The sequence below is a fragment of the Tamlana carrageenivorans genome, from assembly GCF_002893765.1.
In the GTDB taxonomy this organism is placed as follows: domain Bacteria; phylum Bacteroidota; class Bacteroidia; order Flavobacteriales; family Flavobacteriaceae; genus Pseudotamlana; species Pseudotamlana carrageenivorans.
The window spans coordinates 890446-907103 of sequence record NZ_CP025938.1 but is presented as its reverse complement, the minus strand read 5'-3'; the positions used below and the strand labels follow the sequence as shown (position 1 = coordinate 907103).

12 protein-coding genes and 1 riboswitch are annotated in these 16658 nt (G+C 36.2%); of the genes, 10 read left to right on the top strand and 2 right to left on the bottom strand.

All coding sequences use genetic code 11. The annotated features are described in order from the left end of the window. The first annotated feature begins 14 nt into the window (after window positions 1–14). The 4 genes from pgi (at window position 15) to C1A40_RS04220 (ending at window position 6003) form a co-directional block, all read left to right on the top strand. Window positions 15–1634 (top strand): glucose-6-phosphate isomerase, encoded by a 1620-nt coding sequence (gene pgi, locus C1A40_RS04235; RefSeq protein ID WP_102994811.1) that lies wholly within the window; start codon window positions 15–17, stop codon window positions 1632–1634. A 154-nt stretch (window positions 1635–1788) separates the two neighbouring features. Further along, entirely contained in the window at window positions 1789–4338 is a 2550-nt protein-coding gene (locus C1A40_RS04230; RefSeq protein WP_102994810.1) for a TonB-dependent receptor, read from the top strand. Window positions 4339–4350: 12 nt separating this feature from the next. Next, window positions 4351–5460, top strand: a complete 1110-nt coding sequence (locus tag C1A40_RS04225) for a membrane lipoprotein lipid attachment site-containing protein (protein WP_102994809.1) — start codon at window positions 4351–4353, stop codon at window positions 5458–5460. A gap of 105 nt (window positions 5461–5565) precedes the next feature. Next, window positions 5566–6003, top strand: a complete 438-nt coding sequence (locus C1A40_RS04220) for a hypothetical protein (protein WP_102994808.1) — start codon at window positions 5566–5568, stop codon at window positions 6001–6003. On the opposite strand, the gene C1A40_RS04215 is transcribed toward C1A40_RS04220, so the two are convergent. Continuing rightward, window positions 6000–7055: an endonuclease/exonuclease/phosphatase family protein gene (locus C1A40_RS04215; RefSeq protein ID WP_102994807.1), complete on the bottom strand. Its 1056-nt coding sequence runs from the start codon at window positions 7053–7055 to the stop codon at window positions 6000–6002. The two genes, C1A40_RS04220 and C1A40_RS04215, sit on opposite strands and share 4 nt — an antisense overlap. A gap of 101 nt (window positions 7056–7156) precedes the next feature. Here C1A40_RS04215 and C1A40_RS04210 point away from each other — a divergent pair, with 101 nt between their 5' ends. The 5 genes from C1A40_RS04210 to nrdD all read left to right on the top strand — a co-directional run bounded on the left by C1A40_RS04210 (window position 7157) and on the right by nrdD (window position 14454). Continuing rightward, window positions 7157–9958, top strand: coding sequence for a TonB-dependent receptor (locus C1A40_RS04210; protein ID WP_102994806.1), 2802 nt, complete (start codon window positions 7157–7159; stop codon window positions 9956–9958). 11 nt (window positions 9959–9969) lie between these two features. Continuing rightward, complete coding sequence (locus C1A40_RS04205) at window positions 9970–11415, top strand: DUF5689 domain-containing protein (protein ID WP_158651267.1); 1446 nt, start codon at window positions 9970–9972, stop codon at window positions 11413–11415. A gap of 31 nt (window positions 11416–11446) precedes the next feature. Continuing rightward, complete coding sequence (locus C1A40_RS04200; RefSeq protein ID WP_102994804.1) at window positions 11447–11824, top strand: hypothetical protein; 378 nt, start codon at window positions 11447–11449, stop codon at window positions 11822–11824. 62 nt (window positions 11825–11886) lie between these two features. Beyond that, window positions 11887–12088, top strand: a riboswitch (cobalamin riboswitch). Window positions 12089–12202: 114 nt separating this feature from the next. Further along, window positions 12203–12661 (top strand): 4Fe-4S cluster-binding domain-containing protein, encoded by a 459-nt coding sequence (locus tag C1A40_RS04195; protein ID WP_102994803.1) that lies wholly within the window; start codon window positions 12203–12205, stop codon window positions 12659–12661. Further along, entirely contained in the window at window positions 12658–14454 is a 1797-nt protein-coding gene (gene nrdD / locus C1A40_RS04190; RefSeq protein WP_102994802.1) for an anaerobic ribonucleoside-triphosphate reductase, read from the top strand. The genes C1A40_RS04195 and nrdD overlap by 4 nt, the downstream gene beginning before the upstream one ends. Window positions 14455–14886: 432 nt before the next feature. On the opposite strand, the gene C1A40_RS04185 is transcribed toward nrdD, so the two are convergent. After that, window positions 14887–15627: a hypothetical protein gene (locus C1A40_RS04185; RefSeq protein WP_158651266.1), complete on the bottom strand. Its 741-nt coding sequence runs from the start codon at window positions 15625–15627 to the stop codon at window positions 14887–14889. A gap of 437 nt (window positions 15628–16064) precedes the next feature. On the opposite strand from C1A40_RS04185, the gene C1A40_RS04180 reads away from it, so the two are divergent. Beyond that, window positions 16065–16637, top strand: coding sequence for a hypothetical protein (locus C1A40_RS04180; RefSeq protein ID WP_102994800.1), 573 nt, complete (start codon window positions 16065–16067; stop codon window positions 16635–16637). Window positions 16638–16658: the final 21 nt, after the last annotated feature.

Sequence of the window (16658 nt, the reverse complement as noted above, 5' to 3'; positions counted from 1 at the left end):
CCAAAAACAACTACATGACACTACCAAAAATTAATCCTTTAAACACCCCTTCATGGAAAAAGCTTCAAGAGCATTTTGAAGCTGTAAAAGACCTACATATGAAAGATTTATTTGCTGCTGATGCTGAGCGTGCCAATAAATTTACAGTAAAATGGGATGATTTCTATGTCGATTTTTCTAAAAACAGAATCACCGAAGAAACTCTAAAATATTTATTAGAGCTCGCAGATGATGTGAAGCTAAAAGACGCTATTGCCAGTCAGTTTTCAGGAGAAATTATTAATCAAACCGAAGGAAGAGCTGTATTGCATACCGCTTTACGTGCTCCAAAGACAGCCCATTTTAAAGTTGGAGGCGAGGATGTTATGCCTGAAATCTATAAGGTAAAAGATCAAATAAAAGCCTTTACTAACGAAGTGGTTGGCGGCGTTAGAAAAGGATATACCGGAAAAGCCTTTACCGATGTGGTGAATATTGGTATTGGTGGTTCAGATTTAGGACCAGCCATGGTTGTAGATGCTTTGCAATTCTACAAAAACCATTTAAACACACATTTTGTAAGTAATATAGATGGCGATCACGTTAACGAGGTGATTAAAAAACTCAATCCTGAAACAACGTTGTTTGTTGTGGTATCCAAAACCTTTACTACTCAGGAAACTTTGTCGAATGCCAATACGTTAAAAGAATGGTTTTTAGAATATGCCGATGAATCGGACATTGCAAAACACTTCGTTGCGGTGTCTACAAATATTGAAAAAGTGCAAGCCTTTGGGATTGATCCAAACAACATTTTCCCGATGTGGGATTGGGTTGGAGGCCGTTTTTCATTATGGAGCGCCGTAGGATTAACCATTAGCTTGGCGATGGGCTATGAGCATTTTGATAGTTTGCTTAAGGGGGCTCATAAAATGGATGAGCATTTTAGAAATGAAGATTTCGATTCTAATATTCCAGTACTTTTGGCTTTAATTAGTGTTTGGTATAACAACTTCTTTAAAGTAGAAAGCGAAGCTGTAATTCCGTATTCTCAGTATTTAAATCAGTTTGCTACTTATTTACAGCAAGGGATTATGGAAAGTAATGGTAAAAGTGTCGATAGAAACGGTAATCCTATCAACTACCAAACGGGAACCATTATTTGGGGAGAGCCAGGTACCAATTCGCAACATGCCTTTTTTCAGCTTATTCATCAAGGAACAAAACTCATTCCTGCCGATTTTATAGGATTTGCAAAATCTTTACATGGTAACCAAGATCATCAAGATAAATTAACCTCTAACTTTTTAGCTCAAACCGAGGCTTTACTAAACGGTAAAACTGAAGCTGAGGTCGTTGCCGAAGGTACTGCTGAAGCCATTATTCCGTTTAAAATTTTCCAAGGTAACAAGCCTACAAATACCATTTATGTTGAGAAGTTGTCACCTGAAAGTTTAGGGAAATTAATAGCCATGTATGAACACAAAATATTTGTACAAGGGATTATTTGGAATATTTTTAGTTACGATCAATTTGGTGTAGAGCTAGGGAAGCAATTAGCTAGTAAAATTTTACAAGAATTTAATAGCACTGAATCTAGTACACATGATACGTCAACCCAAAATTTATTGAATTATTACAAAAGTTTTAGTTAAAAAAATAAACGTCAAATAAAAATAAGGCATCATTTTTAAAGAAATGATGTCTTATTTTTTGTATAACACGTTGATTCTCTTAACTTTTAGTTAATGTTGATTAGTATTTTATATGTATTTTTGCAGCGACTAATTCATAATAATTAATTCTTTCATGAAAAAATTTACAAAAATTTTATTTGCAATGGCAGTGCTGTTATGCTCTGCTGTGGCATCCTCACAGAGTACGATTACAGGAACTGTCGTTGATGGGGATATCAATACACCGCTACCAGGTGTTAATGTGGTAGAAAAAGGAACATCTCATGGTGTTTCAACAGATTTTGACGGAAATTTTTCTTTTGAAACAAAATCAACAAATACAGTTATTGTAATCTCTTACATTGGCTATTTAACAAAGGAAATCACAATTACTGGTGATGTTAATTTGGGTGAAATTGTTTTAGAATCTAGTGAGTTTGGACTAGATGCTGTTCAAATTATTGCTTCTGTAGCAGTAGACAGAAAAACGCCCGTTGCTGTTTCTACGATTAAGTCGGAGCAAATTCAATTGAAATTAGGAACTCAAGAATTTCCTGAAATTTTAAAATCTACTCCAGGGGTTTATGCCACTAAAGCAGGAGGTGGTTTTGGTGATGGCCGTATTAACCTTAGAGGATTCGAGTCGGAAAACGTTGCCGTACTTATTAATGGTGTACCGGTTAACGATATGGAAAATGGCCGTGTATATTGGAGTAACTGGGCTGGATTATCTGATGTTACGAGCTCTATGCAAGTACAACGTGGTTTAGGAGCTTCAAAAGTTGCTGTGCCATCTATTGGTGGTACCATTAACATTATTTCAAAAACAACCGATATCGAAGAAGGTGGTTCGGTTGAAACTTCTGTGGGTAACGACGGGTATTTAAAATTTGGCGCTACTTATTCAACAGGTTTAATGGATAATGGTTTTGCTGCTACCGTTTCAGCATCAAAAACCGATGGTGACGGTTATGTTGACGGAACGGAATTTAATGCCATGTCATATTTTATTAATATTTCTAAGGAAATAGGAGAAAATCATAAATTAGCATTTACTGCTTTTGGCGCACAACAACGTCATGGACAAAGACAAAACAGACAATTAATTTCAACCTATAGAGCGTCCGAAAGAGGAAAACGTTTTAACGCCGACTGGGGATATAAAAATGGTCAAGTTACTCATCAAGAAGATAACTTCTACCATAAACCACAAATTTCATTAAACCACTATTGGGACATTTCAGATAATGCGAAATTATCAACTTCAGTATATGCTTCCTTCGGTTCTGGTGGAGGCGGTGGTTTCTCTGGTGTAAATAAATTTGGTTTAGGAAACAATGGTGTAAGTGATTATAGAACGGGGCTTTACGGACCAGTAAATTTTGATAAAATTGTAGATGAAAACGAAGATTTAGGAGCTCAAGGATCTGAAACGATTTTAAGAGCATCTCGTAACGACCACGAATGGTACGGCCTTTTATCTACTTTAGACATGAAACTTACCGATAATTTAGTGTTAACGGGAGGTTTAGATTTAAGAAATTATAAAGGGATTCACTTTACAGAGTTAACCGATTTATTAGGTGGTCAATTTTTTGCCGACGATAGTAATGAAAATAATCCTAATGCCACTTACAAGGTTGGAGACAAGATATTATATCATAATGATGGTTTAGTAAATTGGATCGGTCTTTTCGGTCAGTTGGAATATTCTTATGATGCCCTTTCTGCTTTCGTTTCGGTTGCAGGATCTAATACAGGCTACAAACGTATCGATTACTTCAACTATTTAGATAGTGACCCAAATCAATCTACCGATTGGTATAACTTCTTAGGTTATATGGCTAAAGGTGGTGCTAACTATAACTTAAACGAAAACCATAACGTTTTTGCAAACATTGGTTATTTTGAAAAAGCTGGAGGATTTGATGCGGCATTTATTGGTTTCGACAATGAAAACATTAATCCAGATGCCGAAAATCAAAAGATTTTTAGTGTGGAATTTGGATACGGATTTAGAGCTGAAAAATTATCGGCTAACATTAACGTATACAGAACAACTTGGAATGATAGAACAGAAACCTATAGTTTTAATCAACCTGATGGCTCTAGAGCTACAGCAAATATTTTAGGTGTAAACGCGATTCACCAAGGTGTAGAATTAGATTTTGTATATCGAGCAACAGAAAATTTAAGACTTACAGGTATGGCTTCTTTAGGTGACTGGAGATGGGCTAATGATGTTAAGAACGTACAAATTTTTGATGATGAGCAAAACTTAATTGAAACAGTAGATTTATACATTAAAGATTTACGTGTTGGTGATGCCGCGCAAACAACTTTTGCATTAGGTGCTAACTACGATGTTTTAGAAAGAACAACTTTAATGTTAGATTACAACTATTACGATAACTTATATGCATATTTCGATCCGAGTAGTAGAGGTACCGAAGGTGCTGGTGAATCTTGGAAAGTGCCAGCTTATGGCTTATTCGATTTAGGCTTATCTCATAATTTCGATATGGGACCATTTGATGTTCGCTTATTAGGAAGAGTAAATAATGTATTTAATGTTGAATATATCTCTGATGCAAATGATGGTGTAGGTTCTATGGCTAGTACGGCACTAGTTTATTACGGAGTAGGAAGAACATTTAGCATTGGTGCCAAATTTAACTTTTAAAAAAAATTAAAGATGAAAAAAATATTATTTTTATTAGTAGCTGTTGGCGCCATGTTAGCGGGCTGCAACCCTATGGAAGATGTTTATAAGGAATTAGATAAAGTTGAAAATCCGATTGTAGGGAGTTCCGAATATACATTACAGGATGATGATTATTCTGCAATGGGATTAAGCTTTTCAAGTTTTGATACGGAAGATCAAGCTAAAGAGGAGATTCCTGGTTTCCTTGAAACACTTTACCCTTTCTGGGGAAATGGATCGCAAGCTTTAATCACTTATAATTTGTATAAATCAAATAGTATTAAATCTACAGATGCTTATGAAGTAACCGATCAAGATTACCAAGACCTAGGCTTTAGTTATGGAAACTTTAGTAGTCCAGGTGATATGGCAGATTTCTTAGTTTATAAGTTTCCGAATGCCGTAAGAGGTGATGTGGTAGATTTAACGTATAAATATTATTCTGGAGGATCGACTTCAGAACTTACCAATAACTTCGTGTTACTTGAAGGTTGGGAAATGGTGCGTGAGTTTACTGCTGATGAATACATGGATATGGAACAATCGTATCCTAATTTTTCAAATGAAGATGTTGCTGAAAATAACATCTCAATCTACTTGAAATCGTTGTACCCTTATGCTAGTTCAGGAGAGCGTATTGTAACGATGTATGAATTATTTATTAATGGCGAACCAAAAGAAATGAAGTTAATTCCTTTCGTATATGATGGTGCAAATTGGAATGCTATTTCTTCCGTGATAGAAAGTACTTTACAGTTTGGTCATGATGGGAACACATGGGTTCCAGATAATACTATAAAATATGCCTTGTTAAGATCGGATTATGACTATATGTCTGCGCAATTAGCTAGTGAACCTGGTTTTGAAGGTCCTGCTTCAAGTATGGGGAATTACGGAAACTTTGATAGAAGAGAAGGTAATGCTAACTATTGGAGTTTAGATATGATTGAACAAGCCTTAATCATCTTGTTGGATAATATGGATCCTAATGCTGAAGAAGGTCAAAAATATATTATGACTTACGACATCTATAACGGTACAAATACCACCGAAGATATGTTCATGATCAAAAAAGATGGTGTTTGGCAAAAAAACATTTAATCTTAATTTAAAATTGAAGCTAATTAAAAACCATGCAGAAATGCATGGTTTTTTTATGCCTATAATTGTTATCTTTGATTTTTTTAAAATAAAACACAACCAACTATGTACGAGATTATATTGTCGCTTCACTCTTATTGGGCCTATTTAGTCCTCATTGTTATAACTATTACTGCGGTTACTGCTATTGTTAAAGCCTTAGGCGATAAGGAATATGAAAATAATGATTTTAGAAGAGGTTTATTCTCATTAATTGTATCTCATATTCAATTATTAATTGGCTTAGTGTTGTATTTTATATCACCACGTTTCGAGTTGTGGAGCGAATTAGGTGGTAAAGTAATGAGTAATTCATTAGCGAGACTTTATCTAGTTGAGCACCCATTTGTTAATATTATTGCCATTGCTTTAATTACTATGGGCTATTCTAAGCATAAAAGAAAACTTACCTCAAAGGCCAAATTAAAAACCATGGCTATTTTTTATTCGTCAGCCTTAATATTATTGCTGTCTAGAATTCCTTGGGGTACCTGGTTAAGCTAGTCGTTTTTAGCTTCTTTGATTAAATAGAGGTACACCGGAAAATGGTCGCTAAAACCATTTGAAAACCCGCTGTAGCTCCAACTTCTAAAAGGATAACCTTTATGGGAGCCTGTTTGTTGAATGACAGCGTTTTTATTGTAAATACCGGCTTTGTAAAACCTAAAACCGCTTTGGTTTTTTTCTAGTAGCGGTTTGGTTATTATCATTTGATCGAATAAACTCCAAGCATCTCGGTAGGCTGTAGTACCAAAGCCATCTTTGTAAAATTTGCCAAAGGGATTGTATAAACCTTTCAATCCCACCTGATTTCTATCTGTTTTGGCTTTTAGTATTTTTTTGACACTTTGGTTATTAGGGTTATCGTTTAAGTCGCCCATAATAATAATTTTTGCATACGGATCGGTTACTTGTAAGGAGTCGATCATTCGTTTATTCAATTTGGCCGCAGCCACCCGTTTGTAATTACTTTTAGCTTCACCTCCACGTCGCGAAGGCCAATGGTTTACAATAATATGAATCCATTCATTTTCAAGCTTGCCACTTACTAAAAGCTGATTTCTAGTAAAAACGCGTTTTCCGGTTGTTTCGTCGTAAATTTTTAGAACATGAGAACTTTGGTATATGGGCATAAAAACTTCAGGTCGGTATAATAAAGCGACATCTATGCCTCTAGCATCGGGTGAATCAAAATGAATGAATTTGTAGGCCTTAGACTTTAAATGTGGATCTGAAACCAAATCTTCCAAAACACGCTTGTTTTCTATTTCACAAACCCCTATAAGCGTTGGGGAGTGACTGGTGAGATCTCTGCCTATATCCGCTAAAATCCGCGCCATGTTGGTTGTTTTTTGCTGATAGGCTTCACGGCGTTGTGTTTTGAGTTCCATAATGGGGCTGTAATCATCGAGCGTATTGGGATCGTTAATGGTATCAAAAAAGTTTTCGAGATTATAGAAGGCTATGGTGCGAATTTTATATTTTTTTTGTTGCGCATTTAGGTTAGTCACAAGTAGAAAAGTGAGGGCGCAGCTAAATAATTTTAATAACGACATGATAATAATTTGAAATTCAAAAATAAGATATTACAACAAAAATTGTAAGATTTTATTATCATTTCGGATAATTTTATATTTTTGGCTTTCAAATATTTTATGTGAAACAGTCGCTGCTCCTAATCTTTTTTCTAAGTATATCATGTGTTATTTATGCACAGGAAACGCTTGTTGTGGGTAGTGTTAAAGACTCTGAAACCCTTGAGCCAATTGAAAGCGCCATAATCCATCTGGAAGGTACTTCACTTAAAACGCAATCTAATCATTTGGGCGTATTTGTTCTCGAAGGAATTATTCCGCTAGGCGAACAAATTCTTGTAGTTTCAAAACAGGGTTACAACCAAAAAAGTTACCCCATTGTGGTTTACAAAGGTAAAACGCTTAATATTAACGATATGGTTTTGAGTCGGAATTTGTCACCAGACAATGATTTATTTACCATTAGTTTGACTGATGACGAACTGCACGACGATACTTTAGCTTCCGATAATATTTCAGGATTACTAGCCGCTTCATTAGATGTTTTTCAGCGTACCGCAGCCTTTGAATTTAGTGCCTCATTTTTTAGACCTCGCGGCTTAGACTCTAACCACAGTGCCATACTTATTAATGGAGTAGCGATGAACAAAAGTTTTAACGGCCGACCGCAATGGAGTAATTGGGGCGGATTAAATGATGTGCTTAGAAATCAAGAGCTTGCCTTTGGTCTTGCGCCTTCTAGTTTTAGTTTTGGAGGTGTTTTAGGGAGTACCAATATTAATGTACGCCCTTCGGAAGCACGTTCTGGTGGCCGATTAACCTATTCATCCTCCAACCGAAGTTATGCGCACCGCATTATGGCAAAATATGCTTCGGGCTTGTTAAAAAATAATTGGGCTTACACCGTGTCTTTAGGTAGGCGATGGGGCTCGGAAGGGTATCAGGATGCTACTTTATATAGTGCCAATTCCTTTTTTGCTAGTGTAGAAAAGCAATTTAACGGAAATCAAAGTTTAAATTTTACGGCCATTTACACGCCCAATATACGCGGAAAATCATCACCAAACACCCAAGAAGTTTACGACATAAAAGGCACAAAATACAATGAGTATTGGGGTTGGCAAGATGGCGAAAAACGCAATTCGAGACTAAAGGAAGTTAACGAACCCATACTCATGCTTAATCATTATTGGAATCTGAGTTCTAAAACGATACTTAATACCAATATCGCTTTTCAGTTTGGACATATGGGAAATAGTCGATTGGATTACAATGGCACCGATTTAATTGACGGCATGCCACAAGGAGGAGGATCTAATCCGAGTCCGACGTACTACCAAAAACTCCCAAGTTACTTTGAGCGGAATGATCCCGACCATCTAGAGTATGCCTATCAAGCCTTAAAAGCGTTTCAAAGTGATGGGCAAATACATTGGAGCGATATGTATGAGGCAAATATATCGCATGCCGCACAAGGAGGTCATGCGATTTACGCTTTGTACGAAGATCGTGTAGATGATACGCAGTTTACTATAAATTCAATTTTAAATACGGCTATAAATAATAATGTGACCCTTAATGCGGCGGTTAATTATAGCGGGTTGAATTCAGAAAATTTTGCTAATGTACTGGATCTTTTAGGTGCTACGCATTATTTGGATGTCGATGCTTTTGCATCCAACAGTCATGAGGCGCAAAATGATTTACAGAACCCTAATCGTCTCGTAACAGAGGGAGACAAATTTAAATACCATTATCGCCTTTTATCTAAGGCATTGAATGCTTTTGCTCAAGCACAGTTTAGGTATAACAAAATCGATTTTTATTTGTCAGGACAATTCAGTCAAACCCAATACCAACGTGAAGGCTTGTATCAAAATGGCGGATTTCCAGATAACTCTTTAGGCAAAGGGGAAAAAATGAATTTTACAGGATTTGGTTTTAAAGGCGGATTCACCTATAAATTTTCTGGGAAACATCTGTTTGATGGCAATTTAGGGGTTTTATCACGCGCTCCAAGCCTTCAGAATACCTTTTCAAATGCTAAAGAAAATCATAATACCGTACCTCAAATTTTAACAGAAAATATCAGGTCGGTTGATGTTAGTTATCATTTTCGCTCTTCGATAGTTAAGGCTAAATTAACGGGATATTTTACAAAAATAGGGCGTGCTAACGACATTGCTTTTTATTTTGCTGATGGCGTTGGCGGGGATCATGCCGTTTTTGTTCAGGAGATTTTACAAGATATTGAAAAGAAACATTTTGGAGCCGAGTTAGGCATTGAAGCCCAAGTCACTTCAACCTTAAAACTTAAAGGGGTAGCCTCGCTGGGGCAGTTCATCTATGCTAACAACCCCAATCTATTGCTAACAACAGAACCAGATGCTGAAGCTATAACCGCCGGATTTGTTGATGGTGCGAAGTATTTTGGAGAAACAAAACTTAAAAATTATCGATTAGCCTCTGGACCTCAAAACGCGTATTCCATTGGGTTCGAATATCGAGATCCCAATTATTGGTGGTTCGGGGCTACGGCAAATTTTTTCTCCAATACGTTTTTGGATGTGAGTCCGCTAAAGCGGTCTTCCAATTTTAATACCGATTACGACGGACAAACATTTAATGATTACGATGAAGATATCGCTAGGGAATTGCTGAAACAAGAACGGTTTGATGATTATATGGTGGTGAATTTAGTTGGTGGAAAATCATGGATACTCGGTAAGCACTATGTGGGTTTATTTGCTAGCGTTAATAATTTGCTTAATGCCAGTTATAAAACTGGTGGTTTTGAACAAGGCAGAAATGCCAATTACCGTGAGCTTCGCGATGACAAAGCTCTAGAAACCCCTGTATTCGGACCAAAATATTGGTATGGTCGTGGGACAACCTATTTTTTAAACCTGAATGTTAGTTTTTAATACAGATTTTTATGAAGACAATAAACAGCCTTAGATTCGTATTACTACTTTTATTGTGTGTTGGTTTGCTCCAATCCTGTGTAAAAACAGACGATTACGAATTTCCTGAAACTTCAATTAAGGAACCTCAAATACCTTCTGAAAACAAGACGACTTTTAAAACGATAAAATCACTTTACGAGCAAGCGGTAAACGGTGGAAATTCAACTGTCGTTATAAAATCTGAAACCGATTTGTTTATTGAAGGGTATGTGGTGTCTTCCGATAAATCGGGGAATTTTTTTGAAGAACTCATCATTCAGAATAAAACCGATGGGAGTGATCCCGATGCCGATCCGAGACTTGGTTTTTGCTTGCTTTTAAATAAGAGCAATTTGTATGAAACTTTTCAATTCGGACAAAAAGTTTATGTAAAAATGAACGGTTTAACCGTAGGTGAGAACAGTGGTGTGTTATGTATTGGAACAGGTGATGGTGTTCGTGTCGGACAAATACAGGCTTCGGAAATCCCTTCCGTTATTAGTAGAAGTCCTGAAATTGCAGAGATACAGCCTAAGCTGGTGCAACTACAAGATTTAACAGCTAAAGATGAAAACACCCTCATTCAGTTAGAACATATGCAATTGAATCGCTTTGAATTAGGCGCAAGCTTTTCTAGTGAAGCTTATGATGAATTTGATGGTTTTCGCGTTTTAGAGTCCTGCGACTCTGGTGTTTCAGTGATGATGCAAACCAGTACCTATGCCGATTTTAAATCGCTTATTGTTCCGCAAGGAAAAGGCCATGTTTCGGGGGTCTATAGTCGGGATTATGGCGATGATTTTAATGTGTTAGCTGTAAACAGTTCTGCTGATGTCCTTTTTGATGATCCCGAACGCTGCGACCCCATGGAACTGAATTGCGGTCTTGCCGAATCTTACGGGTTAGGAAATTTACTAACCGAAAATTTTGAGGCACAGAAAAACAACAAGCCTATAGTAATCGATGGGTGGACCAATTATATGGAAGTAGGTACCCAAGCTTGGGAAGGTTATTCGTCTACCTCATCGAATGCATCGTTAGGGCGATCAGCAAGATTTCAAAGTGCTAGTTCTGGTGATACGAGTAATATTGGTTGGCTCATTACACCGCCTATAAATTTAGATGACCAAGATGGTGAAACCCTGCGTTTTAAAACTTCAAACAGTTTAGCCGATAGTAGTTTTATGGAAGTGCTTTGCAGTCAAGATTGGGACGGTACCGAAGCTGGGGTACTACAAGCTACTTGGGCTGTGTTATCGGCAGCATACATAGTTAAAAACTCCGATTCCTTTGTGCCGTGGTTTAATTCTGGTGTGGTCGATTTGTCTTGTGCCACAGGCATGGTGCATATCGCTTTTAAATATACGGGTGGCGGACAAGAATCTTTTGATGGGGTTTACGAATTGGACGATATTCGTATTGATTATGTCGAATAGTTTTTACCTTTGAAGACTTTTAAAAATTACCATGACCACATTCGATAAATTATTCTTTCATTTTTTTCAATATTATAAATCTAAAAAAAGTAAGAAAGCCAACGATATTGCTACGTTTTACGTATCATTTCTGCAATGTAGTTTGTTACTACTTTTAGGCGTTTTTTTTTCAGGATTTTTTAAACAAATGAATGTGCAAACCATGTCGGCATCAAAAGCATGGATATTATTTGTGTTGGTTGTTATCTTCATTTATTTTAAAAATTGGATGCAGTACGGCGGTAGAAAACGAAAAATACGCAATGTTAAAATGCTTAAAAATAAAAAGCTAGATTATAACATTTGGGTATTGTGGTTTTTACCTGTAGTCGTTTTGGGACTTACTTTAGTTTTATTTCAAGCACTATAGTGGTTAATATCTTGTTGAAAAATCAAATTTTTCGCTAAGCCTATCAGCGCTCTTTTTTACTACTTTTGAACTATGAATTTGGTTCTAAAGACAGGCTGTGCCCTGTTTTGGATTAAAAGGGAATATGGTGAAAATCCGTAACTGTTCCCGCAGCTGTAAGCTCTTAAAAAGGTGTTACATTCTTTAGTCACTATTTAAAAAAATAAATGGGAAGACGTAACAACCAGAGTAAGTCAGAAGACCTGCCACTTTCAGAATGAGCCTAACTTTCGGGAAAAAAGTTACTGGCATCAAGCCATCCTCATAAAGGATACCTATTGCAATTTAATCGTTTTTTAATGTTTCGATAAACCTGTTTTATCGGTATTACCCTGTTCTATGTATTATCATGATATGCAAATAGCCTTGCAAGAAGTGCCAGGACAAATAAGTATTTGTTTTAGTATTAGTGGTTGTCAATTAAAGTGTCCGGGCTGTCATTCACCTTTTCTTTGGAAGGAAAAGTATGGGGAAAAGCTAACACAAAATATCTATTTGGATATTTTAGATAGATACAAAGTTCTTGCTACTTGTGTATTGTTTATGGGGGGGGAATGGTATGCTCAAAAGCTTTCAAAATATTTAAATATAGCTCAAAAATCAGGGTATAAAACCTGTTTGTATACTGGAGAAACCTCTGTGCCAAAATGTATTTTAGATGAGCTAACTTGGATAAAAACAGGTAGGTGGGACTCCGATTTAGGAGGGCTTGATAGTGCAAAGACCAACCAGAAGTTTATTGAAGTAGCATCGAATACGCCATTAAATCATTTATTTTTAAAAACCCAAAAGTCATGATCAGATTAAGCCAAAAACAAATTGAACAAAAAATTCAATTCATTTCCAATTACATCAATGCCAATAATGCTGCCGATGGATCTACCATGGATGCCAATGCCAATGTGGCCTCCAAAAACATAGCGACTATGGAGTTTGAGCTCAATAAGGATGTAAATATTCAGGTAAACAGGCAACTAGTTAAAAATAAAATTGCCACGCTTTTTGATGATGACTTAGCTAATGAATACGTGCGACAAATTGAAAATCATGAGATTTATATTCATGATGAAACTTCATTAAAACCGTATTGTGTCTCCATAAGTATGTATCCATTTTTGTTAGATGGCATGACTAAATTGGGCGGTGAAAGTAAAGCGCCTATGCATTTGGAGAGTTTCTGTGGTGAATTTGTTAATTTGGTATTTGCTATAAGTTCTCAGTTTGCAGGCGCTTTAGCAACGGTAGAGTTTTTATTGTATTTTGATTATTTTGCTAAAAAGGATTATGGGGACAATTATTTAAAAACAAATACCAAAACGATAGAAAATCATTTGCAACATGTGGTTTATGCTATCAATCAACCCGCTGCCGCTCGTGGGTATCAATCGGTTTTTTGGAATATCTCAATTTACGATGAGCTTTATTTTAATAGTATGTTTAGCGATTTTGTTTTTCCAGATTTAACCCCAGCGCGATGGGAGGATTTAAAAAAATTACAAAGCTATTTCATGTCTTGGTTTAATAAGGAACGGGAAAAGGCTGTACTTACCTTTCCTGTGGTTACCGCGGCCATGCTTGTAGCCAAGGGTAAACCCGTAGATCATGATTTTGCAAACATGTGTGCCACCCAGTTAAGTGAAGGCAACTCTTTTTTTATATATCAGGCGGAGAGCGCCGATAGTTTAGCTTCTTGTTGTAGATTAAGAAATGAAATTAGCGATAATACCTTTAGTTACTCACTTGGTGCTGGAGGCGTTTCAACGGGATCTATAAATGTAATCACCCTAAATATGAATCGCCTTATTCAACAAAAAAGGGATCTTAAGGAAGAGGTTGTCAAAATCCAGAAATATCAGGTGACTTATAGGCGTATTGTAGAAGATTATTTGGAAGCTGGCATGCTTCCTGTTTATGATGCGGGTTATATAACCTTAGATAAACAGTTTTTAACCATAGGGATAAACGGTATGGTGGAAGCTGCTGAATACTTAGGTATAAAGGCCGAAAATAGTTCCACTTATAAAGACTTTGTAAAAAAACAATTGAAAACCATTTTTGACGCCAATAAGGAAGCTAAAGAGAAATATGGTTACATGTTTAATACCGAATTTGTGCCAGCCGAAAATTTAGGGGTTAAAAATGCTAAGTGGGATGCCGAAGACGGCTTGTTTGTGCCTAGAGCCTGTTACAACTCCTATTTTTACCCTGTAGAAAGTCAACAAATAAATCATCTAGACAAAATTATTTTACACGGTAAAGAGATTATTCAATACTTGGATGGCGGATCGGCATTACATTTAAATTTAGAGGAAACACCTAATAAAGCGGGGTTTTTAAAACTTTTGGAAACCACTGCCGCAGCCGGCTGTAATTACTTTTGTTTTAATATAAAAATTACCATTTGTAATGATTGCCAACATATTGATAAGCAAACCCTTCAGAAATGCCCTAAATGTGGATCAAAAAATACTGATTATGGTACCCGAGTAATTGGTTACCTAAAAAGAATATCTAGCTTTAGTTCTCCAAGACAAAAGGAGCATGATTTAAGGCATTATGAGTGCAAGAAAAAGAAAGTAGAACTGGTTTAAAAAACCGAATATCTAAGTGCTTTCCGCGGAAGCGTATTATTTATAAATTGATACTTTTTTGATTAACCCTCTGCTAGCGCTCAACTGTGTCGGGTACCGGTACTGGTAAGTCAAAAAAATAATAGTATTCTAATATTAAACGGGTATATTTATTATACTCGTTTTTTTAATTGAATTTAATGGCGGTATATTTATGTTTTAATCTTTGACGGCACTCGTTATAAACGAGCCCCGCTACCGCCAGTTTGCAACTGGTGGCCGTAATAAAATTCAAAACCAAAGCTTTATATGGCTGTAGTTTTTTTACTACCTTGATAAGGTTAGTAGAAATTTTAAGTCCAAAACACACCTAGGCTATTGTATTTTTGTGTCTTTTGGAATGGTTTACTGGGTAAAAACCACCAGTTGTACACTGGCTGGGAGTGGCGTTTTTTAAAACGTTTTTATAAAGCGCAGAACACTTGAAGCTTGAGCTACCGAATTTTCAAAATTTGCCCCAATACCAAACTGCAATTCGTAACCATGCCCTATATGGTAATGCATTTGTGGTAATACTAATAATGACATCTCGTTACTATCCAAACCCTGTTGCATCGTATCTGTATTATTGAGCTCTAGACCTAAAACGAGGTGTTCGTTTAGGTTAGCAAATACAGAAGTGTTTAATAAAATCGTATGATGCTTGCTTGGTACATCAGCCCCCATTTCTATCATCACGCCAAACAAACCAATAGCACTCCAGGTTTTGTTAAAACGATAAGCCGGTATGTATAACATGCTTAATTCTGTAATTCTGCTGTTTAACATGGTTTCTCCAATGACTTGAATACCATGAATGAATTTATTTGATTTAGACTGCCCAAGCGTGTATTGCGCGGCAACTTTTATCGCTTCCAATTCAAAATTATGCATTGGGAATTCGAGTTCAAAAGCAAGACCATCTATAACGGCGTATTCTATTTCTGGAGCCCATTCTACACCGCGAGAATCTATATGATTCATAGGGAAGTCTGCTAAGGTGTTAATCTCTAATTCCCCTTTACTCGCCCCTAATCCTCTAACCAAATCAAACATTAATGGTTCTGGTATGTCTACAGCTTTAGGTTTTACCTTGTCTTGAGCAGAAAGCCCCATACATAAAAGACAGCATAATAGCGTATAAATTCTTTTCATTATAGCAGGTTTTTTAAAAAAATTAGAAAGCACAAATTTAAAAACTAGCATAAAAGGTCTCTATTAAAATACTGTTAATTGGTAGGTAAGATAAACCGTTTTTTCGTGAATATAAATGGCTCACTACTTATATCAACCCCCGCTACCTCCAGTTTGCAACTGGTGGCCGTAATGAGATTCAAAACCATGACTTTATATAGTTGTAGTTTTTTACTACCTTTCTATGGTGAGTAGATATTATAAAGTCCAAAACACACTTAGGCTATATTTTGTGCCTTTTACAACTGTTTATTGGATAGATATATTTACAAGGTCAGTTTATTTTAATGTCTTTGGGGTCGTATAAAATATTGCGTGAAAACAACCAGTTGCAAACTGGCGGGAGCGGTGCAGAACAATAAAAAGTATACCGTGTAACTAAATTGAAAGAAAAAATTATGACACAATTAAAACTTATTTTAACATTAACATTTTTAGTTGCATTAGGGTGTAAAGTACAACAATGTATTGTACCATTGGAAGAGTTTTGGATAAAAGGTGGTGAATTTATAGAAGAAAATGATTGTTATGCTAAAGATGTAAATGACATTTTGGGGAAGTATGTTGGTGTATGGAGGGGTGATTATAACAACAAGAGTTATGAATTTATGATTGCAAAAGAGACTGATAATAAGTTTGTTAGTGATTTTAAAATTGATATTCTTTTAATGAAATACCTTATTAAAGATAGTAGTGGTCGTACAATAGAAAACACGACCCTTTTACCTGATGATGATAGTTTAGTTATTTGGGGTATGTATCCATCTAGATACAATAAAGCTTATACGCTTTATTATAATGGGAAAAATACAGAGTGTGGTCAATCGGGAGTTGTTTTTATCTATAGCAGTGGCGATGGAAAAATGACATTATCATTGGTTCCGAGTAGGGAGTTAATTAACTCCGAAGAATGTGTCGGCAGAGTGGTGCAAATACTGCCTACTAATACGATGATGTTAACTAAGCAATAGCACTTCCTAAATTCCCCGCTA